Origin of the sequence: Aurantimonas manganoxydans SI85-9A1 (assembly GCF_000153465.1) — a bacterium.
GTDB classification, from domain to species: Bacteria; Pseudomonadota; Alphaproteobacteria; order Rhizobiales; family Rhizobiaceae; genus Aurantimonas; species Aurantimonas manganoxydans.
On record NZ_CH672387.1, the window covers coordinates 4,159,482 to 4,184,709 of the forward strand.

A 25,228-nucleotide genomic window follows, 5' to 3' on the forward strand; every position below is an offset into this window, starting at 1 on the left:
GTCGGTCTATGTGTAGCGCCTACATCCCGCCTTTGGGCGATGCGCGACGTTTCCGCCGCGTCGATCCCCCGCCGCAGACCAGTTCGCGTTTCCGGCCCAGCGTTTTCCCATCTCCGCCTTGATTGTCTGGAAGAACTTTCCGGACGAACCCCGTAAAGAGCCTTTCCCGAATGAAACTTCAGGACCTGAAGAACAAGAGTGCGCCGGAACTGATCGCGTTCGCCGAAGAGAACGACGTCGAGAACGCCTCCGTGCTGCGCAAGCAGGAATTGCTGTTTGCAATTCTCAAGCAGCTTGCGGCGCAGGAGGTCGAGATCATCGGCGAAGGCGTCGTCGAGATCCTGCAGGACGGTTTCGCGTTCCTGCGCTCGCCCGAGGCGAACTATCTTCCCGGCCCCGACGACATCTATGTGTCGCCTTCGCAGATTCGCAAGTTTCAGTTGAAGACCGGCGATACTGTCGAAGGTCCGATCCGTAGTCCCAAGGAAGGCGAGCGTTACTTCGCTCTTCTGAAGGTCAACACGATCAACTTCGACAATCCGGAGAAGATCCGCTACAAGAGCCACTTCGACAATCTGACGCCGCTCTATCCCGACGAGCGGTTCAAGATGGAGCTCGACGAGCCCACCGGCAAGAAGGACATGTCGGCCCGGGTGATCGATCTGGTCGCGCCGCTCGGCAAGGGCCAGCGCGGCCTGATCGTCGCGCCGCCGCGTACCGGCAAGACGGTGCTGCTCCAGAACATCGCCCATTCGATCACGGCCAACCATCCCGAGTGCTACCTCATCGTTCTGTTGATCGACGAGCGGCCCGAGGAAGTCACCGACATGCAGCGCTCGGTGCGCGGCGAGGTCGTCTCCTCAACCTTCGACGAGCCGGCGCAGCGCCACGTGGCCGTCGCCGAAATGGTCATCGAGAAGGCCAAGCGCCTGGTCGAGCACGGCCGCGACGTGGTCATCCTCCTGGATTCCATCACCCGCCTCGGCCGCGCCTACAACACCGTCGTTCCGTCGTCCGGCAAGGTGCTGACCGGCGGTGTCGACGCCAACGCCCTGCAGCGGCCGAAGCGCTTCTTCGGTGCGGCGCGTAATATCGAGGAAGGCGGCTCGCTGACGATCATCGCGACGGCGCTGATCGATACCGGCAGCCGCATGGACGAGGTCATCTTCGAAGAGTTCAAGGGCACCGGCAATTCGGAAATCGTGCTCGACCGCAAGGTCGCCGACAAGCGGATCTACCCGGCCATGGACATCCTCAAGTCCGGTACCCGCAAGGAGGATCTACTGGTCCCGAAGGGGGATCTGCAGAAGATCTTCGTCCTGCGCCGTATCCTGTCGCCGATGGGCACGACCGATGCGATCGAGTTCCTCAATGACAAGCTCAAGCAGACCAAGACCAATGCCGATTTCTTCGATCAGATGAACACCTGATCGAACGCCAAAGGCATGATTCACGTGAAACGGCGACCCCCAGCGGTCGCCGTTTTCGTATGGAGCGCGCGCCGGCGCAGGAGCCAAGCGAGAGGGCTCTTGATTCCGCTTCCCGCCGGCCCGAAAACGGCATGACGCATCGGGGGAGGATGACAATGGGCGAGAAACCGGCAGCCGTGGCACGGGTCGAGGCGGCGGCAATCGACAAGGGACTGAAGATTTCCGTCGTCGAGACGAGCAGCTCCGCGCGCTCTGCCGAGGAGGCGGCCCAGGCGGTCGGCGCCTCTGTCGGCCAGATCGTCAAGTCTCTGGTCTTCCGCGGCAGGGACACCGGAAAGGCCTATCTGCTGCTGGTATCCGGAGCCAATCGCGTCGACGAGACTCTGGCGGTCCAGACCATCGGCGAGGCCCTCGAGCGCCCCGACGCGGATTTCGTCCGCTCTGCAACGGGCTTTGCCATTGGCGGCGTCTCGCCGCTCGGTGCGACTGCGGAGCTGTCGGTCTATATGGACGAGGACCTCTTCCAGCATGCGACTGTCTGGGCCGCAGCCGGGACGCACAAACACGTCTTTGAAGTCGTGCCGCTGCAATTGCGCAGCGCGACCGGCGCGGTGATCTGTCGGATCGCATGAAACTCCTGCCAGGGCGCTCGCGCCGTGTCGACCTCGCAGCTATCCTGAATCGTGCCCATCGAGGCCCCGCTTGACCCATAGCGACACCATCGCTGCCCTCTCCTCCGGCACCCTGCCCGCCGGGGTGGCTGTCGTCCGCGTCAGCGGTCCTGCTGCACGGGACGTCATGGAGCGCCTGGCGGGATCGGTGCCGCCCGAGCGGCGCGCCAGCCTGCGCCGCTTCCGCGACGCTGCCGACCGGACGATCGACCGGGGCATCGCGCTGTTCTTCCCGGGGCCGGGCAGCGTTACCGGCGAGGATCTGGCGGAATTCCACCTGCATGGCGGGCGCGCGGTCGTGGCGGCGTTCCTGGAGGCTGCCACCGGCATTCCCGGCGTGCGTCTGGCCGTGGCAGGCGAGTTTACCCGGCGCGGCTTCGAGAATGGCCGCATCGACCTGACCGAAGCCGAAGGCCTCGCCGACCTCCTGGCGGCCAGTACCGAGGCCCAGCGCCGCATGGCCGTCGCCCAGGCCGGCGGCGCCCTTCGGTCCCTCTACGAAGGCTGGATGCGTGATCTCACCAATGCCCGGGCGATGATCGAGGCCTCCTTCGACTTTGCCGACGAAGGCGATGTGGATGACGACGTCGCCAGCGGCGTCGAGCGGCAGGTGGCCGTGGTCGCCGCCGCCATGCGGGCGCATCTCGCCAAGGCTGATCGCGGCGAGATCCTGCGCGAAGGCTTCAAGGTGGCGATCGTCGGCGCGCCCAATGCCGGCAAGTCCAGCCTCCTGAACGCACTGGCCGACCGCGAAGTCGCCATCGTCACGGAAATCCCCGGCACCACGCGGGACGTCATCGAGGCGACGCTCGATCTCGGCGGCATCCCCGTGCGCTTCTCGGACACCGCCGGCATCCGCGAGACGGCCGACCGGATCGAGGCGATGGGCATCGAGCGGGCGCGCGGCGTGATGGACGAGGCCGATCTCGTCCTGGCACTGGTGGACCCGCATGCCGGCCCGACGACGCTGGAATGGCTGAGTGGGCTGCTGACTCACGTGAAACACCCGCTTATGCTTGCCGGTCACGAACCAGCATCGGAAGAAGCGCACGAGAATCGGTCCACATCCTCCAGGCCGATCCTCACCATCCGCACCAAGATCGATCAGGATAAATTGACCGGTGGCGCTCCGCCTCACGCCCCAGATTGCGATCTTACGATCTCCACCCGCACCGGCGAAGGGCTTGCCGACCTGGTTGACCGGATCGCCGAGATTGCCGCGACGGCCGTGGGCGATCCCGACGATGTGGTCCCTGCTCGAACGCGCCACCGGGAACTGATCGGCGATGCATTGCGGCTTCTGACCGAGTTCCAGGCCGCGCCTGATATGCCAGCGGAAGTCCGCGCCGAGACCTTGCGCAGAACGAGCCACCGGCTCGGCGCGCTCACCGGCCAAGTCGGGGTCGAGGATCTGCTCGAAGTCATCTTTGCCGAGTTCTGCATCGGAAAATGATTCACGTGGAACGTGGGGCCGCTGTGCGCAGGTCGCACTGAGCCGGTTTCGCGCCGCCTGAGCGTTGTCCGGATTGACAGATCCGCACGACGCGGTCTTTACCCATCGCCATGGAACATTCTTTCGATGTCGTCGTCATTGGCGGCGGTCATGCGGGCTGCGAAGCGGCCAGCGCGGCCGCGCGCGCCGGTGCCCGCACCGCTCTCGTCACCCACCGCTTCGACACCATCGGGGCGATGAGCTGCAATCCCGCCATTGGCGGGATCGGCAAGGGCCATCTCGTCCGCGAGATCGATGCGCTCGGCGGGTTGATGGGCCAGGTCGCCGATGCCGCGGGCATCCAGTTTCGCCTGCTCAACCGCCGCAAGGGACCGGCCGTGCGCGGTCCGCGCACCCAGGCCGATCGCCGTCTCTATCGCGAAGCGATGCAGGCCGCCATTCGCGCCCAGTCGGGGCTCGAGGTGGTCGAGGGCGATGTTGCCGATCTCACCCTCGACGACGCGAACCGCGTCACCGGGATCGTTCTCGGTGACGGCGGGACCATGGCCTGCCGCGCCGTCGTCCTGACGACCGGGACCTTTCTCTCCGGCCTGATCCATATTGGTGACCAGAAGATCCCGGCGGGCCGGATGGGCGAAGACCCCTCGACTGGTCTGTCGGGAACGCTCAGCCGCCTGGGCCTGACGCTCGGCCGGTTGAAGACCGGCACGCCGGCGCGGCTCGATGGACGCACCATCGACTGGGCCGGTCTCGACCGTCAGGCGCCGGACGATGTGCCGGTACCCTTCTCCTATCTGACGACGACCATCGCCAATCGGCAGATCGATTGCGGGATCACCCGGACGACGCCGGAGACCCACGCGATCATCCGCGACAATCTCGGACGTTCGGCGCTGTATTCCGGACAGATCGCCGGCAACGGTCCGCGCTACTGCCCCTCGATCGAGGACAAGATCGTCAAGTTCGGCGATCGCGACGGTCACCAGATCTTCCTGGAGCCGGAGGGTCTGGATGACGACATCATTTACCCGAATGGCCTGTCGACCTCGCTGCCGGAGGACGTACAGACGCTCTTCCTGCGGTCGATCCCCGGCCTTGAGCGAGTCGAACTGCGCAAGCCCGGCTATGCCATCGAATACGACCATGTCGATCCACGCGAGCTCGACCGCCGGCTGGCCGTGCGCCGCGCCGAGGGACTGTTCCTGGCCGGCCAGATCAATGGCACGACGGGCTATGAGGAAGCTGCCGCACAGGGGCTGATCGCCGGGCTGAACGCCGCCCTTCTGGCCGCCGGCAGTAAGGCCGTCACCATCGGCCGGGCCGACGCCTATATCGGCGTGATGATCGACGATCTCACCCGCACCGGTGTCTCGGAGCCCTATCGCATGTTCACGTCGCGGGCCGAGTTTCGGCTGTCTTTGCGTGCCGACAATGCCGACCGGCGCCTGACCCCGCTCGGCCTGTCGCTGGCCATCATCGATGCCGAACGCCGGACGGTCTTCGAGGCGAGCGAAGCGGCGCTGGAAGCAGCGCGCACCCAGCTGGAAGCATCGACGCTGACGCCGTCGGAAGCCCAGCGCCACGGCCTGCCGGTCAATCTCGACGGGCGTCGCCGGTCCGCGTGGCAGCTCCTGTCCCAGACCGATGTCGATCTCGATCGGCTCGCCATTGTCTGGCCGGAGCTTGCCGAGGTCGCGGGTCCGATCCGGGAACGGATCGAGATCGAGGCGGCCTATGACGTTTATCTGGACCGTCAGCGCAAGGATCAGGAGCGGCTGCGCCGGGACGAGAAACGGGCCCTCCCGGCCGATCTGAACTATATGGCGATGGTCGGCCTCTCCAACGAGCTGCGCCAGAAGCTGACGGACCGGCGCCCTGCGTCGATTGCCGAGGCGGAAGCCATCGACGGCATGACCCCCGCGGCCCTGGCGATCATTCTGGTTGCGCTGCGCCGGGCGGAGATTTCCCATGCGGCGTGATCGCGATTCGGAAAAGCCGGCGAGGCCTTACGTCCGGCCGGCGAACAAGCCACGCTCGGCCCCGAAGCCCCGACCCGCGGAGGTTGCAGCGGCGCAGGAGCGGGGGCGTGCCGAGTTCCTGTCCACACGGAATGTTTCACGTGAAACGCTGGAGCGACTTGACCGCTACGTTGCACTGCTGACCGAATGGCAGACTCGCATGAACCTCGTCGCGCCCGCGACGATCGGCGATGTCTGGTCACGCCACATCGCCGATTCGCTGGCGCTCGAGCGGCTTCTTCCCAATGTGACGGTCTGCGTGGATCTGGGGTCGGGCGCGGGCCTGCCTGGACTGGTGATCGCCGCTGCGCGTCCTGCTCTCAGCGTCGATCTTGTCGAGGCGAACAGCAAGAAGATCGCGTTCCTGCGGGCGGTCCAGCGCGATCTGGGTCTTTCCGGAATGGCTCATGGGGCGCGGATCGAGGATTGCGGAGCCGTGCTCGCCAAGGCCGATATCGTGATCGCTAGGGCCTTGGCGTCGTTGACCGAGTTGTTCGCCCTCGTGGCGCCGCATATCCGTGCCGATACGCGCTGCTTCTTCCAGAAGGGGCGCAACCATGAACAGGAAATTAACGCGGCGACTGCCCATTGGCGATTCAGCATGATAAAGCATGAATCGAGCCTCGATGACGGATCTGTCGTCCTCGAGATCGACGAGATCACGCCGCGCTGAGCGGCGGCAGCCCTGGCGGAGACGGGACCGGTCCTCTCCGGTCGGCAGCCGACACCGCTCGATGGCGGAGCGGAGCGGATCGATGGATGCGATGAGCGGACAGCCGATGCGGATCATCACGATTGCAAATCAGAAGGGCGGGGTCGGCAAGACGACGACCGCCATCAACCTTGCGACGGCACTGGCCGCGATCGGCAAGCGCGCGCTGTTGATCGATCTCGATCCCCAGGGCAACGCCTCGACCGGTTTGGGCGTCGACCGCGACAATCGCGAAGTGTCGTCCTACGACGTCTTGACCGAAGCGTCCTCGATCACCGAGGCCGCCATGCCGACGGCCGTTCCCAATCTCAGCCTCATTCCGTCGACGCTGGACCTTCTCGGCTTGGAGATGGAAATCGCAGGCGCGACCGGCCGCGCCTACCGGCTGCGCGACGCGCTGCATTTCCACCAGGTCGAGACGCCGCAATTCGACTTCGTGCTGATCGACTGCCCGCCGTCGCTGAACCTCCTGACCATCAACGCCATGGCCGCGGCCGATTCCATTCTCGTGCCGCTGCAGTGCGAGTTCTTCGCCCTTGAAGGCCTCAGCCAGCTCCTGCAGACGGTCGAGCAGGTCCGCGACTCGCTGAACCCGACGCTCGACCTGCACGGCATCGTGCTGACCATGTATGACGGTCGCAACAATCTGGCGGCGCAGGTGGTGCGGGACGTGCGGTCCTATATGGGCGACCATGTCTACGAGACGATCATCCCGCGCAATGTGCGGGTCTCCGAAGCGCCGTCCTTCGGCAAGCCGGCGATCCTCTACGATATGAAATGTCCGGGCAGCCAGGCCTACATCCGGCTGGCCTCGGAGATCATCCAGCGCGAACGCGGGCTGCAGGCAGCATGAGCAACTTCCGATTTGGCGATCACGGAAGGGCGGGTGAAGACCCCGATGCGACGGGCGGGGATGGCGCGGGCGCGCCGAGGAACGGGGAGACCAAGATGAACGAAGACAAGTCGCGCCAGCGTCTCGGGCGTGGACTCGCCTCGCTGATCGGGGCCGGTGCATCGGCCCCTGCCCGTCCCGGTCAGGGTTTCGGCGCCCAGGCCGAACAGCCGGCACCGCCTGCCATCCCGGCCGAGCGGCATATTCCGATCGATGCGATTTCGCCGAATCCGAACAATCCGCGGCGCACCTTTCACGAGGCCGATCTCGACGATCTGACTGCTTCGGTGCGGAATCATGGCGTCGTGCAGCCGCTGCTGGTGCGGCCGCGACCCGGCGTGCCGGACGGTTTCGAGATCGTCGCTGGCGAGCGCCGCTGGCGGGCAGCGCGTGCCGCTGGGCTCACCGAAGTGCCGGTGGTCATGCGCGAAATCGGCGACCGCCAGTCGTTGGAAATCGCCATTATCGAGAACGTCCAGCGCGCCGACCTCAATGCGGTCGAGGAAGCGCTGGGCTACGAGATGCTGATCAACGAGCATGGCTATACCCAGGCCGATCTCGCCGATGTGCTGGGCAAGAGCCGGAGCCATGTCGCCAATACGCTGCGGCTTCTGAAGCTGCCGGAGGAAGTCCGCACCATGGTGGCCAGCGGGACGTTGTCGCCGGGCGCGGCGCGAACGGTGGTCACGGCCGAAGACCCGGTGTCCGTGGCCAAGCAGATCGTCTCGCGCGGCCTCAGCGTGCGCGAGGCCGAGGAGCTGGCGCGCCAGCCCGCGACGGGCGAGACCGCAAAGCCGAGGAAGTCGTCCGGCGGCAAGAGCCAGCCGAAGGCCGCACCGGCGCCCGAGAAGGATTCCGACGCGCTGGCGCTGGAGCGGCTGCTGGCCGAGCTTCTGGGGATGCCGGTCGAGATCGACGTCAAGGGCGAAGGCGGGTCGATCCGGATCGAATATGCCGATCTGGAGCAGCTCGACGAGATCTGCGGCCTGCTTCAGACGCGGGTGCAGCGCGGGTCTGAGACGGCGCGCCAGCGCGATCTCTGACAGGGCGCGAGCGCTCCGTTTCACGTGAAACATCCCGCCTTTGGTTGCTGCGTACCCGTGTAAGACGTTGTCTTGGCAGGTTGTTTCGCCGTGATGATCCGTGAATCAGTGCCGCGTGCGCAGGCGGGCCGCTTCGACGGCGACGTCGAGCAGGGTCTGGCGGGTGATGGTCAGCGCCAGTCCGCCTTCCTTGCGGCTGGCGAGGATATCGGCGTCGATCCGCTGTAGGATCGTGGTGATCGCGTCGAGCGGCCAGGCCGAGAGGGCGACCTCCATGGCGTGCTTGCGCCGGAAGTGCGGGCGTCGCCGCTCGACCACCCGGCCGACGGGTTCGCCGCCCTTCTCCACCATCTCCCGCATGGTCTGCAATTGCTGGAAATAGCGCAAGAGCTGCTGGTGCAGCTGGAAAGTGGCGGTGCCGGCCGAGACCAGCCGGTCGATGAGATGCGGCAACCGCCGCACCTCGCCGCTGGCCGCGGCATCGATGGTTTCCTCCAGCGTATCGGCCGAGACGTCGCCGACGATGGCGCGCACGTCCTCTTCCGTTACTGACGACGTTCCCAGCGCGTAGAGGCAGAGCTTGCGGATCTCGCCGCGTGAGGCGATGCGGTTGGCGCCGAGGCGCGCGCGCAATTCGTCCCGCGCCTCGCGGCCGATGGTCAGGCCGCTCTCGCGCATCTCCTCGTCGATCATCTTGTCTATCGCCCGCCCCTCGTCCTGATAGCAGGGCAAGGCGATGGCGAACTTGCCGCGCTCGGCATTGGCGCGCAGGGCCGAGCTCTTCTTGAGGTCACCCGCTTCGAGGATGACGATGGCGCCGTCGAGCTTCTTGGCGGACAGCTCCGCCACGGCTTCGGCCAGGGACTTGCCGTTGCCCGCGCCGCGCACGCGGATGAGGCGCGTGCCGCCGAACATCGAGACTGTCTGCGCCTCGTCGTAGAGGCGGCCGATGTCCTTCTCCAGCTCGTCGGCGGCCAGTGTCACGGCTGCGAAGGGATCGCTGCGGTCGACACCGGAGAGCTCGGCGACCTTCTCGGAACGCTCGGAGACGAGGCCGGGATCGGGGCCGTAGAGGAGGATGACCGGAAAGGAGAAGTCGGGCCGCGACAGGAACGCCTCGACCTCGCCGGGTTTCTTCTGCGCCATGAAAGGGTCCCTGTTGCGCCGGCAAGGGGGTCGCCTGAGCCGCCTGCCCTGCCGGCGTTTCGCCTGGGGGACGTGTCTACACGCCGGCCTTGGTCAGCGCACGGGCGATTTCCAGCTCGATCTGTCCGGCAACAGCCTTGCCGGCCCGGTCGCGCGCGTCGATCACCGCCCGCTGGCTCTGGTAGAGCTGGCCGGTGCGGTCGAACGGCACCGTCTCGGTGCGCGTGCCGGTGGCCAGCACGGTGCCGTCGGAGTTCCGGGTCAGGGTGTAGCTGGCGCTCATGTAGTAGAGCGACGCCGCAGCCTGCCCGCCCGGCTCGACCGCGATGCCGATCTCGCTGCCGGTGCCGCTGAGGGCGACGGTATAGAGCGGTTCGCGCACCCGCGTGCCCTGGTTCAGCCGGAACAACAGGGCGTTGCGGACGATCTGGAGGGTGCGATTGCCGGCTTCGGAAACGGCAATCCGCCCGCGCAGGGAGACGAGCTGCCCGTCCGGCGCCATGACATCGGTGGTCAGGCCGCCGGCATAGAGCGGCCGTCCGGTGCAGCCCGACAGGGCAAGGCCGCCGGCAAGGAGACAGAGCGCCGCAAGAGCGCGAGGCCGGCCCGCATCAAAGAACGACATTGACGATTCTCCCGGGGACGACCACGACGCGCTTCGGCGAATTGCCGGCCAACGCTGCCTGCACGACGTCGAGCGCCAGCGCCGCCTGTTCGATATCAGGTTTGCCGGCCGAAGCCGGTACGGTCAAGTCGCCGCGCTTCTTGCCGTTGATCTGGACCGGCATGGTGATGCTGTCGTCCTTCAGAAGTGCCGGGTCGACGTCCGGCCAGGGGGCCGCCGCGGCAAGGCCATCCATGCCCAGGGTCGTCCAGCATTCTTCCGCCAGATGGGGCATCATCGGCGCGATCAGACGCACCAGGATGGTCAGGGCTTCGCGGGCCGCGGCCTTCAGGGCCGGGTCGCTGTCGGCCGAAACTCCGGAGACCGACGCGGCCAGCGTATTGACCAGTTCGTAGATGCGGGCGACGGCCTTGTTGAAGCCGAGGCGCTCGATGTCATCGGCGACGCCGGCCGCGGCGCGGTGGGCGGCGCGGCGGATGGTCAGCACCGCCTCGTCCTCGCTCTGCGGGCTTGCGTCGGCACCGGCAATGCGCGGCGCGGTCTCGGAGACGAGGCGCCACAGGCGCTGGACGAAGCGGTGGGCACCCTCGACGCCGGCCTCGGTCCAGATCACGTCGCGGTCCGGCGGCGAATCCGACAGCATGAACCAGCGGGCGGTGTCGGCGCCGTAGGAAGCGATGATGTCGTCCGGATCGACGACGTTCTTCTTCGACTTCGACATTTTCTCGATGCCGCCGATCTCGATCGCGCTGCCGGTCGACAGGCGCGTCGCGGTGCGGGTCCCCTCGCCTTCGGTGATCGCCACGTCCACCGGGGCGACCCATTCGCGGCCATCGCGATAGGTCTCGTGGACCACCATGCCTTGGGTGAACAGGCCCTTGAAGGGCTCGTCGAGAGCGACATGGCCGCATTCGCGCATCGCCCGCACGAAGAAGCGCGAATAGAGCAGGTGCAGGATCGCGTGCTCGATGCCGCCGATATACTGGTCGACCGGCAGCCAGGCATTGGCGGCCTGCGGGTCGGTCGGTTCATGCGCCTGCGGCGCCGTGAAACGGGCGAAATACCACGAGGAATCGACGAAGGTGTCCATCGTGTCGGTCTCGCGCTTCGCCGTGCCGCCGCATTGCGGGCAGGTGGCGTCGCGCCAGGTCGGATGGCGGTCCAGCGGATTGCCGGGCTTTTCGAAGTCGATGTCGTCCGGCAGCTTGACCGGCAGGTTCTCGCGGGCTTCCGGCACGACGCCGCAAGCCTCGCAATGCAGGACCGGGATCGGGCAGCCCCAGTAGCGCTGGCGCGAAATGCCCCAGTCGCGCAGGCGGAAATTGACCTGGCGCTCGGCCTGGGGCCGGCCGTTCAGCGTGGTGGCCTCCAGCCGCTCGGCAACGGCGTCGAAGGCGGCATCCGGCGACAGGCCGTCAAGGAAGTCCGAGCGGCAGATCGTGCCGTCGCCGACATAGGCCTCGGTGCCGACGTCGAAGGTCTCGGCATCGGCGCCCTGCGGCAACACGACAGCGCGCACCGGCAAATCGTATTTGCGGGCAAAGTCGAGATCGCGCTGGTCATGGGCCGGGCAGCCGAAGACCGCGCCGGTGCCGTAATCCATCAGCACGAAATTCGCGACATAGACCGGCAGCTTCCATTCCGGGTCGAAGGGATGGGTGACGGAGATCCCCGTCGGCATGCCCTTCTTCTCGGCCGTCTCCAGCGCCGCGGCGGAGGTGCCCTGGCGCCGGCATTCGGCGATGAAGGTCTGCAGCTCGGGATTCGTCTCGGCGGCCCTGGCGGCCAGCGGATGGTCGGCGGCGACGGCCACGAAGGAGGCGCCGAACAGCGTGTCGGGCCGCGTGGTGAACACAGTGACGTCGTCGATGCCCTCGGGCTTGGTCGCCGCGTCCAGCGCCCAGCGCACCAGGAGGCCCTCGGACTTGCCGATCCAGTTCTTCTGCATCAGCCGGACCTTCTCCGGCCAGCCCGGCAGATGGTCGAGGGCCGACAGCAGGTCGTCGGCAAAGTCGGTGATGCGGAAGAACCACTGGGTCAGTTCGCGCTGCTCGACATCGGCGCCCGAACGCCAGCCCTTGCCGTCGATCACCTGCTCGTTGGCCAGCACGGTCATGTCGACCGGATCCCAGTTGACCTTGGACTTCTTGCGATAGGCCAAGCCCTTGGCCAGGAAGTCGAGGAACAGCATCTGCTGGCGATGGTAGTATTCGACGTCGCAGGTCGCGAATTCACGCGACCAGTCCAGCGACAGGCCCATCGACTTCAGCTGGCCGCGCATGGTCGCGATGTTCTGATAGGTCCATTCGCGCGGATGCACCTTGTTCTGCATCGCGGCGTTCTCGGCCGGCATGCCGAAGGCGTCCCAGCCCATCGGATGCAGCACGTTGAACCCCTTGGCCCGGCGGTAGCGCGCGACCACGTCGCCCATGGCATAATTGCGCACATGGCCCATATGGATGCGGCCCGAGGGATAGGGAAACATCTCGAGGACGTAGTATTTCTCGCCCGGCGCGTCGGTCTGGGTCTCGAACAGCTTCGCCTCGTTCCAGGCGGTCTGCCAGCGAGGTTCGGATGCGCGGGGATTGTAGCGTTCTGTGGTCATGCGGCCGATCGGGATGCTGGTCCCGCCGGATCTCGACCGGCAGGCGAATGGGGGATGCGGCTTGACTTACTCTGTTGTCACGCCTGCGTTCAACATGACGGACGGAAATTCCGCCGATTGCGGCGATAGTGATGCAGGTGCGGCGCTGACGGCCCACCGGAAGGAGACGGCATGAACGAAGCGCTGCTGGAGCGGCTGGAGACGGTGCGGCAGGCGGTCGCGCAGGCCTCGCGGGAGGCGGGGCGCGCGGACGACGCGGTGGCCCTCGTGGCGGTGTCCAAGACCCATGACGCCGACACGATCCTGCCGGTGCTGGAGGCCGGCCAGCGGATCTTCGGCGAGAACAAGGTGCAGGAAGCCAAGGCCAAATGGCCGGCGTTGCGTGAACGCTTTCCCGAGGTCGAATTGCGGCTGATCGGGCCGCTGCAGTCGAACAAGGCTGGCGAGGCGGTGGCGCTGTTCGACGTGATCGAGAGCGTCGACCGCGAAAAGATCGCGAAAGAACTCGCCGAGGAGATGGCCAAGCAGGACCGCCATCCCCGCCTCTATGTGCAGGTCAACACCGGCGAGGAAGACCAGAAGGCCGGGATCGCGCCGAGGGAGGCAGTGGCCTTCGTCGAGCGCTGCCGCAGCGAGCATGGCCTGAGGATCGAGGGGCTGATGTGCATTCCGCCGGCCGAGGAAAAGCCGGGTCCGCATTTCGCGCTGCTGGAGAAGATCGCGGCCGAGGCCGGTGTGGAAAAGCTGTCGATGGGCATGTCGGGCGACTACGAGATCGCCATCGGCTTCGGCGCCACTTCCGTGCGCGTCGGCTCGGCGATCTTTGGCGCACGCAACTATGGCTGAGGTTCCAGGCGCCCTGCCCTCGCCGGCTGGGGTCCGCCAGGCAAACCGTCGAGCGGCGTTGTCGTAGCCGCCGCATGAAACCGCCGGCGGCTTCACTCGTTACGGGCAGGATTGCCAAGGCCAGCGAAGGATCACGCCATGGGATATTCCAACTTCAGCCCGCTCGGCGTGCTGATCGCCGCCCTCCTCGCATTTGCCTTCGGTTTCGGCTGGCACCGTGCCCTCGAGAAATCCTGGATGACGGCGAGCGGCTATGAGGGCCGGCCGGCGCTGAAACCCGGTCCGCTGGCGATCGTCTTCATCGCCGAACTGGTGATGGCCGGCGTCCTGGCGGGACTGGTCGGCCATATCGGTCCGGTCACCGTCGGCAACGCCCTGATCACCGGCATCCTGGCTTGGGCCGGTTTCGTTCTGACCGCGATGGTCGTGGATCACTCCTACGAAGCGCGTCCGCGCCGGCTAACCTATCTGAATGCCGGGCACTGGCTCGGGGTCCTGGTCATCATGAGCGTGACCATCGGCCTGTTCGGCTAGGCGGTGCGCCGCGGGCCCTTGTCCCGCGAAAGTATGACAGCGGCGAACTGGACCCTTCCGGCGCTTTCACCCTAGATTGCCTCCAAATGCCGGACCTGCTCCGGCAGTATTACGGGAGGCGAAGGCATGAGCACGATCCACGTCAAGGATGAGTGGAAGGCGCGGGCGAAGCTGACGGAGGATCAGTACCAGGACTGGTACCGCCGCAGTGTCGAGGACCCGGACGGCTTCTGGGGCGAGCACGGCAAGCGCCTCGACTGGATCAAGCCTTATGAGCGGGTGAAGAACACCTCCTTCGCGCCCGGCAATATCGACCTCCGCTGGTTCGAGGACGGCACGCTCAACGTCGCCGCCAACTGCATCGACCGGCATCTGGAAACCCGCGGCGACCAGACGGCCATCCTCTGGGAGGGGGACGACCCGGCCGATTCCAAGGCGATCACCTACCGGCAGCTCCACGAGGAGGTGTCGCGCATGGCCAATGTCCTGAAGGATCGCGGCGTCCAGAAGGGCGACCGGGTGACCATCTACATGCCGATGGTGCCCGAGGCGGCCTACGCCATGTTGGCCTGCGCCCGCATCGGCGCGATCCACTCCGTGGTGTTCGGTGGGTTCTCGCCGGACGCGTTGGGCGGCCGGATCGAAGGCGCGCAGTCGGACGTGCTGATCACCTCGGACGAGGGTCTGCGCGGCGGCCGCAAGGTGCCGCTGAAGAAGAATGCCGACCGGGCCTGCGAGATCGCCGAGAAGGCCGGCCAGACGGTCAAGACCATGCTGGTGATCCAGCGCACCGGCGGCGAGGTCGCCTGGCAGGACGGTCGCGACGTGTGGTGGCATGAGGCGCGCGAGGCGGTGTCCGCCGATTGCCCGCCAGCCGAGATGCAGGCCGAGGATCCGCTGTTCATCCTCTACACGTCGGGTTCGACCGGCAAGCCGAAGGGCGTGCTGCACACGTCGGGCGGCTATCTCGTCTACGCCTCGATGACCCACGAATACGTCTTCGACTACCATGACGGCGACGTCTACTGGTGCACGGCCGATGTCGGCTGGGTGACCGGCCACAGCTACATCGTCTACGGGCCGCTCGCCAACGGCGCGACGACGCTGATGTTCGAGGGCGTGCCCAACTACCCGGATGCCTCGCGCTTCTGGCAGGTGATCGACAAGCACAAGGTCAATATCTTCTACACCGCGCCGACGGCAATCCGCTCGCTGATGGGGGCCGGCGACGCGATGGTCACAAAGACCTCGCGCGCCAGCCTGAAGGTGCTGGGCACGGTCGGCGAACCGATCAATCCGGAGGTCTGGAGCTGGTATTACCGGGTCGTCGGCGACGAGCGCTCGCCGGTGGTCGACACCTGGTGGCAGACCGAGACGGGCGGCATCCTGATCACCCCGCTACCCGGCGCCACGGACCTGAAGCCCGGCTCGGCGACGCGGCCGTTCTTCGGCGTCCAGCCCCAGCTCGTCGACAATGTCGGCACGGTGCTGGACGGCGCCAATGACGGCAATCTGTGCATCACCGATTCCTGGCCGGGCCAGATGCGCACGGTCTATGGTGACCACGAGCGGTTCGAGCAGACCTATTTCTCGACCTATCCGAACAAGTACTTCACCGGCGACGGGGCACGGCGCGACGCCGACGGCTATTGGTGGATCACCGGCCGCGTCGACGACGTGATCAACGTCTCCGGCCACCGCATGGGCACGGCCGAGGTGGAATCGGCGCTGGTCTCCCATGCCAAGGTCTCGGAAGCGGCGGTCGTCGGCTATCCGCACGACATCAAGGGGCAGGGCATCTACTGCTATGTCACGCTGATGGAGGGCGAGGAGCCGTCCGAGGCGCTGCAGAAGGAGCTCGTTGCCCATGTGCGCAACGAGATCGGACCGATCGCCTCGCCGGACAAGATTCAGTTCGCGCCGGGCCTGCCGAAGACCCGCTCCGGCAAGATCATGCGCCGCATCCTGCGCAAGATCGCCGAGGACGATTTCGGCGCCCTTGGCGACACCTCGACCCTCGCCGATCCGGGCGTCGTCGACGACCTCGTCGAGCACCGCCAGAACCGCAAGGGCTGACTGCCCCGCCGGCTGGCAACGATGCCGGCCGGCAAGTCTGGCGGATTCAGGGGGTGGATCTTCTGAACTTCGTCGGAGAGGTGACCCGGTCGGCTGACCTCAGGCTTGCGCGAACCGTACCGCGGCGAGGCGGCGGCGAAAAACCCCTTGCGCCCAAGGCGTTGGGTTCCCATACTCCCTGTGTGTTCAACGAAATGGAAGGAGGTGATCCAATGTCGAGTGATAATCTGAAGCCGGTTGGGTCTATGATTCTCGGTGGTTCGACGGAGCAGCCTCTTCGCTTCGCCTGAGAATTGCGGATGCCGTCATGCGGTCTTCGACGACCGCCGGCTGACGTTCATCACGGGGCCGCTTCCGAAAGGGAGCGGCCTTTTGATTGTCTGATGCCCGGTTGCGGGAAGGCAGCGCCATTCCGGCTGTGTAGCCCGACGTCGCAACGCAAAAGGCCCGCACCAATCGGTGCGGGCCTTCTGTCTATCTGCGGTTATGCCGGACGGCCCGGCACAGCTTTATCCCTGGCGAATTACTGGGCCGCCGGGGCGTCGCCGGCCGGCGCCATCGTGCCATCGGCAGCGCCACCATCGGCTTCCGCCTTGCCGTCATCGGCCTCTTCCGGCTCGTTGTAGGCCGGAGCCTGCTCGAGCTGCTCACGCGAGACATTGAGGACGATACGGTCCGGCAGATTGTCCTCGCCGACGACCGGGGTCACCGGTTCGGCCGAGGCGTCGGTGCTGGCGGTCGACATGTTGGCGTCGCCCGTGCCGCCGGCAGCCGGATCGGCCGCCATGCCGGTGCCACCCGTGGCCGGCGCCGCGGCGCTCGCCTGGGCATTGGCCTCTTCTTCGGTCGGCAGACCCTCGGTCTTGCCCGGGCCGAATTCCAGCGCGCTCATCGACACGGCGACATCCTTTTCACCGATGCCCAGGAAGCCGCCGACGCCGACCAGAACGGCCATCACCTCGCCTTCCTCGGAGACCAGCACATCGGTGATCGAGCCGATGCTCTCGCCGGCCGTATCATAGACATCCTTGCCGTCGAGATCGGTCACGCGCCAGGCGCCGGACGGCGGGACGGTGACGAAGGGGCCATCGGCACCGGCGCTGGCGGAGGCCATGTCGCCGTTTTCAGCCGGCTGTTCGGCGGCCATGTCGGCAGGCTTTTCGGTGGTGGTGGTGCCGGCCGGGCTCTCGGCAGTGTCGGTCGGCGCGTCGGTGGCCGACGGTGCGGTGTCGGTCTGGGCCGAGGCGTCGCCGGTCGGAGCAGCCGGGTCCATCGTGCTGCTCGGTGCCGCGGCGTCGGAGCTGTCCGACGGCATGGCGCTGTCGGTGGCGGCCGGCGGGGTGTCCGTCGGGGCCGCTGGCTGGGCGTCCTGCGCGAAAGCTGCGAAGGGCATGACGGCGCCGGCGAGAAGGGCGGTATAGAAGGACTTTTTCATGGTGCTTACTCCCGATTACAGATAGCCGCACAATGACCGGCTCCGACAGGTGGTTCCGCGAAAGACGCAAATAACCGCACTTTTTAGACTTGCGGCTTTTCTGTGGCGAAAAGCTCACGGGCTGTTACAGGCGGTAACCGCAGGGAGTTTGCTGCACCGCATGCAAGTGGGCATTAGGCGTCTGCTTGCAGCTAACCCATTGATCCCTGAACCTTACGGACCATAAGGACGCATCGGGGAGTAGCATTCGGGCCGGCGAAGAGGAATGTGGCGGCGGCGAAGAGATTTGGCCGGCGTGTCTATGCCTTGGTTCCAGGCCGCCCATCACGAAACCCCTGCGTCGTGCCGCGCCGCGGAGATCCGGCGGGAGCCTTGGAAACCCCCGCGGAGGCGCGACCGCTCGGCCGGACGGCGAAGATTTGCGGACCGAAGCGCTGCCGCGGCCGGCCTAGTCGTAGAGGTCGCGACGGGTGGGAGGCAGCTCGGCCGGCCCTTTCGCCCGCCTGGAGGCCAGTGTCTGGTAGATCAGAAGACCGCCGCGCTGGAAGCCGAGGGATACGCCAGCGAGATACAAAAGCCACAGCCGCGCACGGGGTTCGCCGGCGATGCGGCTCGCCTCCGGCATCGCGGCGAGCAGGCGGTCGTGCCACAGGCGGCAGGTGCGGCCATAGTGCTCGCGCCAGTTCTCCACGTCGTGGACCTCGAAGCGGTGCGCCTCCAGAAGCTGGGACGAATGGCCCACATGGTCGAGTTCGGCGCCGGGGAAGATGTAACGGATGATCGCGGCATATTCCCGCGTCCCCTTGCGAAATTTGGCGTCGCTGGTCTTGGCCGGCCGGGTGATCGCATGGTGGAGATAGAGACCGTTCGGGCGCAGCAGCTTGCGCACCGCGGTCAGGTAGGTCGCGTGGTTGTCCCAGCCGACATGCTCGAACATGCCGATCGAGGCGATCTTGTCGAAGCGCCCGTCCAGCTCCTCGAACGGCTTCAGTTCGATCGTCACCCGGTCCTCGAGCCCCTTGGCGGAGATCCGTTCGCAGGCGAGGTCGTACTGGGCCTGGCTCAGGGTCACGCCATGGCCGGTGACGCCGTAATGCTCGGCCGCATGGATCAGCAATGCGCCCCAGCCGCAGCCGATGTCGAGGAAGCGCTCGCCCTCCTTGAGGCGCAGCTTGCGGCAGATCATGTCCAGCTTGTCGTGCTGCGCCTTGTCGATGTCGTCGTGCCAGCCATCGAAATAGGCGCAGGAATACAGCATCCGCTCATCGAGGAAGAGGCGGTAGAAATCGTTCGAGATGTCGTAGTGGAACTGGATTGCGGCCTTGGACGAGCCGCTGGCGCCGGCGCCCGTGCCGCTCTGCGGTGCTGACCGCGCCGCCTTCCGGCCGCGCCGCGCCAGCGTATAGAGCGCGGGCAGAGCGGTCGCGATCGCCAGCCGGTCGATCTTCTTCATCGCGTCCCGCGTCCGGATGTCGGAGCGCGCCGTTGCCACGTCGAAGATCGTGCCGTCCTCGACATCGATCGCCTTGGACATCCACAGTTCCACTGCCGTCACGATCCGCGGGCTGAGAGCCAGCCGGGCAATCGCCGCCGGATCGTTCAGTGCCAGGACCGGACCATCGGCCGGGCCGATGCGTTCGCCCGTCCACAGCCGCACGGCAATCCTTGGCTGGAACGCGGCGATGGCCTGACGGACGATGGCCTCGAGTCGTGCTTCCCCGGCTGTCATGGAGCATCCTGTTTCACGTGAAACGGTATCGTCGGCTGTACGGCACGTTGTTGCCGGGTGTCTGGTTCGGGAGTATCGGACGCGAGGTCTTCGATGGGCAAGGGGCATTGGAAGATGCCGCAATCGGCATCTGTGCGCGGTCAGCCCTTTCGCCGGCCACCGGCATCCACGGCGCTCAGATCGGCGGGGAGGGTGCCGTCGCACCAGTCGCGGCGCTTGCCCCCTTCGTAGCGGACCACAAGGCCCTCGCGCAGCAGGACGCGGCCGAGATCGGGCTGGCCGGGCACTGACAGCGTCGCCAACACGCGCCCGAAATATTTGTCGCCGGAAATGCCGGTGAGGGTGACATCGCCCGATCCGATCAGGGCGACCAGGCGGTCTTTCGCGATTTCGGCGGCAGCCTTTTCGGCCTCGCAACGTCCGCGTTTCTCCGGTGCGTCGATCCCCTTCAGTCGCACCGCGACCTGAACCGCCTGCATCGGCCAGACGAAGGCTTCGACCTCGACCGTGTCGCCGTCGCGGACCTTCAGGACGCGCGCTTCGACCGGACCGGCGATCGCCCGGGGATAGTCGCCGTCATCCGCGAGCACGATGCCGGCCGGGATGGCGAGCAAGAGCGCGAAGATACAACTGCAGATGGATCGGCGGGAATGCGTCACGACAACGGCCAACGAATCGGAGACGGTCCCCGGACAATATTCCTATGCAGGTGAGAGATCAAGCGGCGACCCGGAGGAGCCTGTCATACCGCGAATTCCTGACGCAGCGGAAGATCGGCGCAGGCTCAGGGTGCGGATGACTAGGACGATGGCCCCACAATCATCGCGGGAAGCCATTGCGTGCCGCAGGCGAAGATAGAACGGCGGGCTACAGCGAAAATGCGCTTCAGAAGTCCGAGATCAGGCCGTTCTTCTCCCAGTCGCCATAGCGGACCGGCTCGGGCCCCTTGGGTCCGTTGATCTCCCTGGCCTGGGATGCCGCCGCCTCCACGTTCGCCTGACGGCGGCGTTCCTCGGCTTCGGCGAGGGCACGGCGGGCGGCGGCCGGCAGCTCGCGCTCGGCCGGCGCGTTATCGCCGGGCGCTGCCGGTGCCGGATCCCTTGCCTCGGTGTCGCTCATCGCTCGTCTGCCCTCTTGCTGCGGTCGGTGCCATGTTGCGGTTCGTCGCCATCAGATAAGGGCAGGGACGAAGGCTTGAAACCCTTGCCGGTGTCGCAGACTGCTAGGGCCGCTACGGTCGCGATGGTTTCCCGCCAATATTGAAGCGGAACTCCGCAATCCCCATTTTCCCGGGCGATTGGCGCGGGTGAACCGCGCAGACTTCTTGGTGATGGAACCTGCGATGAACATGATCAAGACGGCGATGCTCATCGCCTTCATGACCGCCCTCTTCATGGGGCTCGGTTTCATGATCGGCGGCCGCGCCGGCATGATGATCGCCTTCGTCTTCGCGGCCGGCATGAACCTGTTTTCCTACTGGAACTCCGACAAGATGGTGCTGAAGATGCACCATGCGCAGGAGGTCGACGCGCGCAGCGCGCCGGAATACTACCGCATCGTGGAAGGTCTGGCCGGACGGGCCGGCCTGCCGATGCCGAAGGTCTATGTTATCAACAACGCCCAGCCGAACGCCTTCGCTACCGGGCGCAATCCCGAGAATGCGGCGGTGGCCGCGACGACCGGGCTGCTGGAGCGCCTGACGCCGGAAGAGGTCGCCGCCGTGATGGCGCATGAGCTCGCCCATGTGCAGAACCGCGACACGCTGATCATGACGATCACCGCGACGCTGGCCGGTGCGATCTCGATGCTGGGCAATTTCGCCTTCTTCTTCGGCGGCAACCGCGACAACAACAATCCCCTCGGCTTCATCGGCGTGATCGCGGCGATCATCGTTGCGCCGCTGGCCGCGATGATCGTGCAGATGGCGATCAGCCGGACGCGCGAATATGCCGCCGACCGGCGGGGCGCCGAAATCTGTGGTAATCCGGGCTGGCTCGCTTCGGCGCTCGGCAAGATCGCCGGCGCAGCCGGGCGTACGGTGAACCAGGACGCCGAGCGCAATCCGGCGACGGCCCACATGTTCATCATCAATCCCCTGTCAGGCCAGCGCATGGACAATCTCTTCTCCACCCATCCGGACACCGCCAACCGGATCGCGGCACTGAAACAGATGGCGCTGGAGATGGGCGGTGGCGACGGCGGCTTCGTTGCAGCCACGCCGCAGGCCGGGATCGACCGGACCCGTTCGGGCCCGTGGGGCAGGGGCGACCGCCCCTCCGGCGGCGGCCGCAAGCGGGGACCGTGGGGTTGAGCGCTGGATCGGACGGCCGCAAGTCCCGCCGCGGCGGCAATTTCGATGCCTCCCGCTCGGCGCCGCGCAAGCGGCCCTTGCCGGGCAAGGCGCCCCGCCGCGATGACGGCGTGGGCAATGGCCCGCGGATTTCCGACGGCGCCGACGGCTTCGTGCCCGATGGCTATGCAGCGAACGATCGCCCCGGCCTCGGCGCCCGGCTGGTGGCAACCAAGCTCCTGTCGGCGATCGTCGATGCCCGCACCTCGGCGGACGGCCTTCTCGATGCGGCCGGCGGGCATCCCGGCTTCCGCGCGCTGGAAGGCCGCGACCAGGGGCTGGTCAAGGCGATCATCCTCTCGGCACTCCGGTTCCGCGGCACCATCAGCCGCGCCCTCGACGCCTGTCTCGACCGGCCCCTGCCGCCCAATGCAGCGGCGCTGAAGCACATCCTGCATGTCGGCGCGACACAGATCCTGTTCCTCGACGTGCCGGATTCGGCCGCTGTCGACCTTGCCGTCGCGGCGGCAAACGTGGATTCGCGCAGCCGTCGCTTCGCCGGCATGATCAATGCCGTGCTGCGCCGCCTGTCGCGGGAGAAGGACGCCTTGCGCGAGGTCGCCACGGCGACGGAGAACATGCCGGACTGGCTGGCCGCGCGCATGGTGGCGGCCTACGGGCCCGAGCGGACCGAGGCGATCGCGCGGGCGCATCTGACGCCGGCCCCGCTCGACCTCACCGTCAAGCGCGACCCCGCGGGCTGGGCCGGGAAGCTGGGCGGCGTCGCGTTGCCGAACGGCACCGTGCGGCTCGGCAGCTTCGACGGACCGGTGACGGCGCTCGAGGGCTTTGCCGAGGGCGAATGGTGGGTGCAGGACGCCGCTGCGGCGCTGCCGGCGCAATTGTTCGGCGATCTGACGGGCAAGCGTGTCGCCGATCTCTGCGCCGCGCCGGGCGGCAAGACGGCGCAGCTGATCGCCGCCGGCGGCGCGGTGACCGCCCTCGACATCAACGCCAACCGGATGAAGCGGCTGAAGGCGAATCTGGCGCGGCTGTCGCTGGAGGCCGAGACCGTGGTGGGCGACATCGCCGCCTTCGAACCGGCCGAACCCTTCGACGCCATTCTCCTCGACGCGCCGTGCTCGTCCACCGGCACGATCCGCCGGCATCCGGACGTGCCCTACACCAAGGACGCGGAGGAAATCGCCAAGCTGGCCGGCGTGCAGGCGCGCCTGCTCGGCGAGGCGGTCCGGCTCCTGGCGCCGGGCGGCCGGCTGGTCTTCTCCAATTGCTCGCTGGACCCGGCCGAGGGCGAGGCGATCGTCGCGGCCCTTCTCACCGATCGTTCGGACATCGTCCGCGATCCGGTGCAGCCGGGCGAGTTGCCGGGCATGGAGTTCGCGCTCACCCCGGAAGGCGATCTGCGCACCACGCCGGACATGATGGGCGGTGCCGCGGACGCGCCCGCGACCGGCGGGCTCGACGGCTTCTACGCCGCGCGGCTGAAGCGGATCTGAGCGGGCCGCGCCCGGCCAAAAGGGCGCGGTCCCGCTTTCGCCGCAAGTCTTAGCGAAGTTTTTACCACATTCGGAGAAAGTGATGGCTGTTGCGCTGACCCGCTGATCCTGCCCCAATGGGGTCGGAGACGGGTTCGGCGAAGGATATCAACCAGTCGAACGGGCGCGTTGCCCGCAGTGGGGTCCGGGAGTGACGACGAGCTTGGCAGGTCAACCGCTCCTCGCTGTCCTGACGCTACGTGAAGTGTGGCGCCGGGCGCGGCGGCGGCTGCGGACCGGTCCGCTGCATCGCTGGCGTTTCGCCGGTGGCCGCGCCGGCAAGCTTCTGGTCGTGCCGCCCTCGCTGCGCCATGGCGACCCGATGATCGCCGAGGCGATCTATGCCGGCCGTTTCTTCTTTGCCGGACAATTGCTCGAGCCCGGCCGCACCTCGATCTTCCAGGCGCCGCTGCCGTCGGAAGCCTATGCCGCCGAACTCCACGGCTTCGACTGGCTGCGCCACCACGCCGAGGCCGGTGACGCCCTGGCCGTGCAGAACGCCCGCACCCTCGTCGACGACTGGATCCGCCAGAAGGGCGGCACGCTGGCCGATCCCGCCTTCGAGCCCGCAGTGGCCGCGCGCCGGATGATCGCCTGGCTCAGCCATGCCGACATGCTGCTGGCCGATGCCGATGCCGGCTTCCACAAGCGCTTCCTGCGCAGCCTGTCGTCGCAGGCCCGCTATCTGCGCTCCGTCGCCCAGGAAGCGCCCGAGGGCACGCCCCGCCTGCAGGTGCGCACGGCGCTCGCCTTCGTCTCGCTCTGCCTGCCGGCCGCCAGCGGCCGCATCAAGATCGCGGCGCGGCATCTGGCCGAGGAACTCGACCGCCAGGTGTTTCCCGATGGCGGCCACATCTCGCGCGATCCGGGCGCGCCGGTGGCAATCCTTGCCGATCTGATCCCACTGCGACAGACCTATCTGCGCCAGGGCCAGGCGCTGCCCCGGGGGCTGTATTCGGCGATCGACCGGATGCTGCCGGCGGTGCGCTTCTTCCGCCATTCCGACGGTTCACTGGCGTTGTTCAACGGTTCGGGCGCCTCCGACATCCATCTGATGACGGTGCTCCTGCGCTATGACGAGACGCTGGGCGAGCCGATCACCCATGCCAGGCAGTCCGGCTACCACCGGCTGGCCGCCGGCTCGAGCGTCATCGTCGCCGATACCGGCTGCCCGCCGCCGGCGCTGGTCTCGCGCAACGCCCATGCCGGCACGCTCGGCTTCGAGCTCTCCTGCGAGGCGAACCGCATCGTGGTCAATTGCGGCCGACCGCTGACCGCCGACGCCGAATGGCGCCGCCTGTCGCGCTCGACCGCCGCCCATTCGACGGTGACGCTCGACGATCGCTCGTCGTCGCATTTCGCCCGGTCCGAAAGCCTCGACCGGTTTCTCGGCACGCCGCTGGTGCCGGGGCCGACGGAGGTCCTGTCGAGCGAACTCGGCGATCCGGTGCGCGGTTTCGAGGCCACCCACAACGGCTATGAGCGCCAGTCCGGCCTGCTGCATCGCCGGCAGGTGAGCCTGGCCGAGGATGGCTGGACGGTGGACGGTCATGACAGCTTCCAGCGCAGCGCCACGGTCCGCACCGGCAGCGACGCCGGCAAGGCGACGGCACGCTTCCACCTGCATCCTTCGGTGAGCGTCGAGGTGATCGGCGACGGCGTCAGGCTGGCGGTGCGCGGGCAGCGCTGGCTGTTCCGGGCCGATGCCCGGGTCGAGATCGAGGATTCGATCTTCTTCGCCGATGCCGGCGGCGCGCGGCGTACGCTGCAACTGGCCGTGCCCTTCGACGCCTACGATCCGGCCGGCATCGCCTGGTGCTTCGAACGCGAGGCCTGACGGGAACGGGCGCAGCGCCTTTCGCGCTGAGGATTGGATGAGTGGTTGCCCGGGCAGGCCGTCATGCCGCGCATGACGGGGCTGGATTGCGCCGGTCCGCTCCCCATCTGCCGATCCATGACCCGGATCGCACTTCTCTCGCTCTGCCTTGCGCTTCTTGCCGGTTGCGGCGGCATGAACCGCGCCGTCGGCGTCCTGCCGAACACGCTGGACGATCTGGAGGCGCGCTCGGCCGCGGCCCGCGACGCCCCCGACGACATGGTCAATCCAGGCACCGCGGCGACGCCTGCGCCGCAGCGATAGCGGCCCGGACCGCCGACCACCATTGTG

21 protein-coding genes are annotated in these 25,228 nt (G+C 67.1%); 14 read left to right on the plus strand and 7 right to left on the minus strand.

The genetic code is table 11. The features are described 5' to 3' along the window. Positions 1-170 precede the first annotated feature (170 nt). The 7 genes from rho to SI859A1_RS19525 all read left to right on the plus strand — a co-directional run bounded on the left by rho (position 171) and on the right by SI859A1_RS19525 (position 8,219). Positions 171-1,430 carry a transcription termination factor Rho gene (rho, locus tag SI859A1_RS19495; RefSeq protein ID WP_009211381.1) on the plus strand — a complete coding sequence of 420 codons (1,260 nt, stop codon included), beginning with the start codon at positions 171-173 and terminating at the stop codon, positions 1,428-1,430. A 155-nt stretch (positions 1,431-1,585) separates the two neighbouring features. Next, positions 1,586-2,062 carry a YbaK/EbsC family protein gene (locus SI859A1_RS19500; protein ID WP_040326060.1) on the plus strand — a complete coding sequence of 159 codons (477 nt, stop codon included), beginning with the start codon at positions 1,586-1,588 and terminating at the stop codon, positions 2,060-2,062. Positions 2,063-2,132: 70 nt separating this feature from the next. Further along, positions 2,133-3,554 (plus strand): tRNA uridine-5-carboxymethylaminomethyl(34) synthesis GTPase MnmE, encoded by a 1,422-nt coding sequence (gene mnmE, locus SI859A1_RS19505; RefSeq protein WP_009211383.1) that lies wholly within the window; start codon positions 2,133-2,135, stop codon positions 3,552-3,554. A 110-nt stretch (positions 3,555-3,664) separates the two neighbouring features. Further along, positions 3,665-5,533 (plus strand): tRNA uridine-5-carboxymethylaminomethyl(34) synthesis enzyme MnmG, encoded by a 1,869-nt coding sequence (mnmG, locus tag SI859A1_RS19510; protein WP_009211384.1) that lies wholly within the window; start codon positions 3,665-3,667, stop codon positions 5,531-5,533. Continuing rightward, positions 5,523-6,245: a 16S rRNA (guanine(527)-N(7))-methyltransferase RsmG gene (gene rsmG, locus SI859A1_RS19515; RefSeq protein ID WP_009211385.1), complete on the plus strand. Its 723-nt coding sequence runs from the start codon at positions 5,523-5,525 to the stop codon at positions 6,243-6,245. Before mnmG ends, rsmG begins: the two co-directional genes overlap by 11 nt. A 106-nt stretch (positions 6,246-6,351) precedes the next feature. After that, positions 6,352-7,137 carry a ParA family protein gene (locus tag SI859A1_RS19520; protein WP_373279299.1) on the plus strand — a complete coding sequence of 262 codons (786 nt, stop codon included), beginning with the start codon at positions 6,352-6,354 and terminating at the stop codon, positions 7,135-7,137. A 95-nt stretch (positions 7,138-7,232) separates the two neighbouring features. Next, entirely contained in the window at positions 7,233-8,219 is a 987-nt protein-coding gene (locus tag SI859A1_RS19525) for a ParB/RepB/Spo0J family partition protein (RefSeq protein WP_009211387.1), read from the plus strand. 105 nt (positions 8,220-8,324) lie between these two features. On the opposite strand, the gene holA is transcribed toward SI859A1_RS19525, so the two are convergent. From holA to leuS, 3 genes are all read right to left on the minus strand, one after another. Then, complete coding sequence (gene holA, locus SI859A1_RS19530) at positions 8,325-9,365, minus strand: DNA polymerase III subunit delta (protein WP_009211388.1); 1,041 nt, start codon at positions 9,363-9,365, stop codon at positions 8,325-8,327. 76 nt (positions 9,366-9,441) lie between these two features. Then, entirely contained in the window at positions 9,442-9,990 is a 549-nt protein-coding gene (locus tag SI859A1_RS19535) for a hypothetical protein (protein ID WP_040326061.1), read from the minus strand. Next, complete coding sequence (gene leuS / locus SI859A1_RS19540; protein WP_009211389.1) at positions 9,977-12,595, minus strand: leucine--tRNA ligase; 2,619 nt, start codon at positions 12,593-12,595, stop codon at positions 9,977-9,979. The genes SI859A1_RS19535 and leuS overlap by 14 nt, the downstream gene beginning before the upstream one ends. Positions 12,596-12,766: 171 nt before the next feature. Here leuS and SI859A1_RS19545 point away from each other — a divergent pair, with 171 nt between their 5' ends. The 3 genes from SI859A1_RS19545 (at position 12,767) to acs (ending at position 16,051) form a co-directional block, all read left to right on the plus strand. Then, the gene (locus tag SI859A1_RS19545; RefSeq protein WP_009211390.1) at positions 12,767-13,441 is read left to right on the plus strand and encodes a YggS family pyridoxal phosphate-dependent enzyme; all 675 of its coding nucleotides are present in this window, start codon (positions 12,767-12,769) and stop codon (positions 13,439-13,441) included. Positions 13,442-13,579: 138 nt separating this feature from the next. Next, entirely contained in the window at positions 13,580-13,975 is a 396-nt protein-coding gene (locus tag SI859A1_RS19550) for a DUF1761 domain-containing protein (protein WP_040326062.1), read from the plus strand. A 126-nt stretch (positions 13,976-14,101) separates the two neighbouring features. Continuing rightward, positions 14,102-16,051 carry an acetate--CoA ligase gene (acs, locus tag SI859A1_RS19555; protein WP_009211391.1) on the plus strand — a complete coding sequence of 650 codons (1,950 nt, stop codon included), beginning with the start codon at positions 14,102-14,104 and terminating at the stop codon, positions 16,049-16,051. A 523-nt stretch (positions 16,052-16,574) separates the two neighbouring features. Here the strand turns inward: acs and SI859A1_RS20545 are convergent. The 4 genes from SI859A1_RS20545 to SI859A1_RS19575 all read right to left on the minus strand — a co-directional run bounded on the left by SI859A1_RS20545 (position 16,575) and on the right by SI859A1_RS19575 (position 20,334). Continuing rightward, the gene (locus SI859A1_RS20545; RefSeq protein ID WP_009211392.1) at positions 16,575-17,486 is read right to left on the minus strand and encodes a PRC-barrel domain-containing protein; all 912 of its coding nucleotides are present in this window, start codon (positions 17,484-17,486) and stop codon (positions 16,575-16,577) included. Positions 17,487-17,934: 448 nt separating this feature from the next. After that, the gene (locus tag SI859A1_RS19565) at positions 17,935-19,215 is read right to left on the minus strand and encodes a class I SAM-dependent methyltransferase (RefSeq protein ID WP_009211393.1); all 1,281 of its coding nucleotides are present in this window, start codon (positions 19,213-19,215) and stop codon (positions 17,935-17,937) included. A gap of 140 nt (positions 19,216-19,355) precedes the next feature. Continuing rightward, entirely contained in the window at positions 19,356-19,874 is a 519-nt protein-coding gene (locus tag SI859A1_RS19570) for a thermonuclease family protein (RefSeq protein WP_244401092.1), read from the minus strand. A gap of 226 nt (positions 19,875-20,100) precedes the next feature. After that, complete coding sequence (locus SI859A1_RS19575) at positions 20,101-20,334, minus strand: DUF1674 domain-containing protein (protein WP_040326063.1); 234 nt, start codon at positions 20,332-20,334, stop codon at positions 20,101-20,103. Positions 20,335-20,557: 223 nt separating this feature from the next. Between SI859A1_RS19575 and htpX the strand changes: the two genes are divergently transcribed. The 4 genes from htpX (at position 20,558) to SI859A1_RS19595 (ending at position 25,201) form a co-directional block, all read left to right on the plus strand. Continuing rightward, positions 20,558-21,526 (plus strand): zinc metalloprotease HtpX, encoded by a 969-nt coding sequence (gene htpX, locus SI859A1_RS19580; protein WP_040326064.1) that lies wholly within the window; start codon positions 20,558-20,560, stop codon positions 21,524-21,526. A gap of 77 nt (positions 21,527-21,603) precedes the next feature. Then, positions 21,604-23,022 (plus strand): RsmB/NOP family class I SAM-dependent RNA methyltransferase, encoded by a 1,419-nt coding sequence (locus SI859A1_RS19585; RefSeq protein WP_009211396.1) that lies wholly within the window; start codon positions 21,604-21,606, stop codon positions 23,020-23,022. A 202-nt stretch (positions 23,023-23,224) separates the two neighbouring features. Beyond that, positions 23,225-24,898: a heparinase II/III family protein gene (locus SI859A1_RS19590; protein ID WP_148233901.1), complete on the plus strand. Its 1,674-nt coding sequence runs from the start codon at positions 23,225-23,227 to the stop codon at positions 24,896-24,898. A gap of 117 nt (positions 24,899-25,015) precedes the next feature. Beyond that, positions 25,016-25,201: a hypothetical protein gene (locus SI859A1_RS19595; protein ID WP_148233902.1), complete on the plus strand. Its 186-nt coding sequence runs from the start codon at positions 25,016-25,018 to the stop codon at positions 25,199-25,201. Positions 25,202-25,228 lie beyond the last annotated feature (27 nt).

What these genes read in the sequence shown, in the direction of transcription:
- SI859A1_RS20545 (WP_009211392.1), bottom strand. Translation starts at nt 17,486, where the DNA reads ATGAAAAAGTCCTTCTATACCGCCCTTCTCGCCGGCGCCGTCATGCCC.
- htpX (WP_040326064.1), top strand. Translation starts at nt 20,558, where the DNA reads ATGAACATGATCAAGACGGCGATGCTCATCGCCTTCATGACCGCCCTC.
- SI859A1_RS19565 (WP_009211393.1), bottom strand. Translation starts at nt 19,215, where the DNA reads ATGACAGCCGGGGAAGCACGACTCGAGGCCATCGTCCGTCAGGCCATC.
- holA (WP_009211388.1), bottom strand. Translation starts at nt 9,365, where the DNA reads ATGGCGCAGAAGAAACCCGGCGAGGTCGAGGCGTTCCTGTCGCGGCCC.
- SI859A1_RS19575 (WP_040326063.1), bottom strand. Translation starts at nt 20,334, where the DNA reads ATGAGCGACACCGAGGCAAGGGATCCGGCACCGGCAGCGCCCGGCGAT.
- SI859A1_RS19525 (WP_009211387.1), top strand. Translation starts at nt 7,233, where the DNA reads ATGAACGAAGACAAGTCGCGCCAGCGTCTCGGGCGTGGACTCGCCTCG.
- rho (WP_009211381.1), top strand. Translation starts at nt 171, where the DNA reads ATGAAACTTCAGGACCTGAAGAACAAGAGTGCGCCGGAACTGATCGCG.
- acs (WP_009211391.1), top strand. Translation starts at nt 14,102, where the DNA reads ATGAGCACGATCCACGTCAAGGATGAGTGGAAGGCGCGGGCGAAGCTG.
- rsmG (WP_009211385.1), top strand. Translation starts at nt 5,523, where the DNA reads ATGCGGCGTGATCGCGATTCGGAAAAGCCGGCGAGGCCTTACGTCCGG.
- SI859A1_RS19595 (WP_148233902.1), top strand. Translation starts at nt 25,016, where the DNA reads ATGACCCGGATCGCACTTCTCTCGCTCTGCCTTGCGCTTCTTGCCGGT.
- SI859A1_RS19550 (WP_040326062.1), top strand. Translation starts at nt 13,580, where the DNA reads ATGGGATATTCCAACTTCAGCCCGCTCGGCGTGCTGATCGCCGCCCTC.
- SI859A1_RS19520 (WP_373279299.1), top strand. Translation starts at nt 6,352, where the DNA reads ATGCGGATCATCACGATTGCAAATCAGAAGGGCGGGGTCGGCAAGACG.
- leuS (WP_009211389.1), bottom strand. Translation starts at nt 12,595, where the DNA reads ATGACCACAGAACGCTACAATCCCCGCGCATCCGAACCTCGCTGGCAG.
- mnmG (WP_009211384.1), top strand. Translation starts at nt 3,665, where the DNA reads ATGGAACATTCTTTCGATGTCGTCGTCATTGGCGGCGGTCATGCGGGC.
- SI859A1_RS19500 (WP_040326060.1), top strand. Translation starts at nt 1,586, where the DNA reads ATGGGCGAGAAACCGGCAGCCGTGGCACGGGTCGAGGCGGCGGCAATC.
- SI859A1_RS19545 (WP_009211390.1), top strand. Translation starts at nt 12,767, where the DNA reads ATGAACGAAGCGCTGCTGGAGCGGCTGGAGACGGTGCGGCAGGCGGTC.
- SI859A1_RS19535 (WP_040326061.1), bottom strand. Translation starts at nt 9,990, where the DNA reads ATGTCGTTCTTTGATGCGGGCCGGCCTCGCGCTCTTGCGGCGCTCTGT.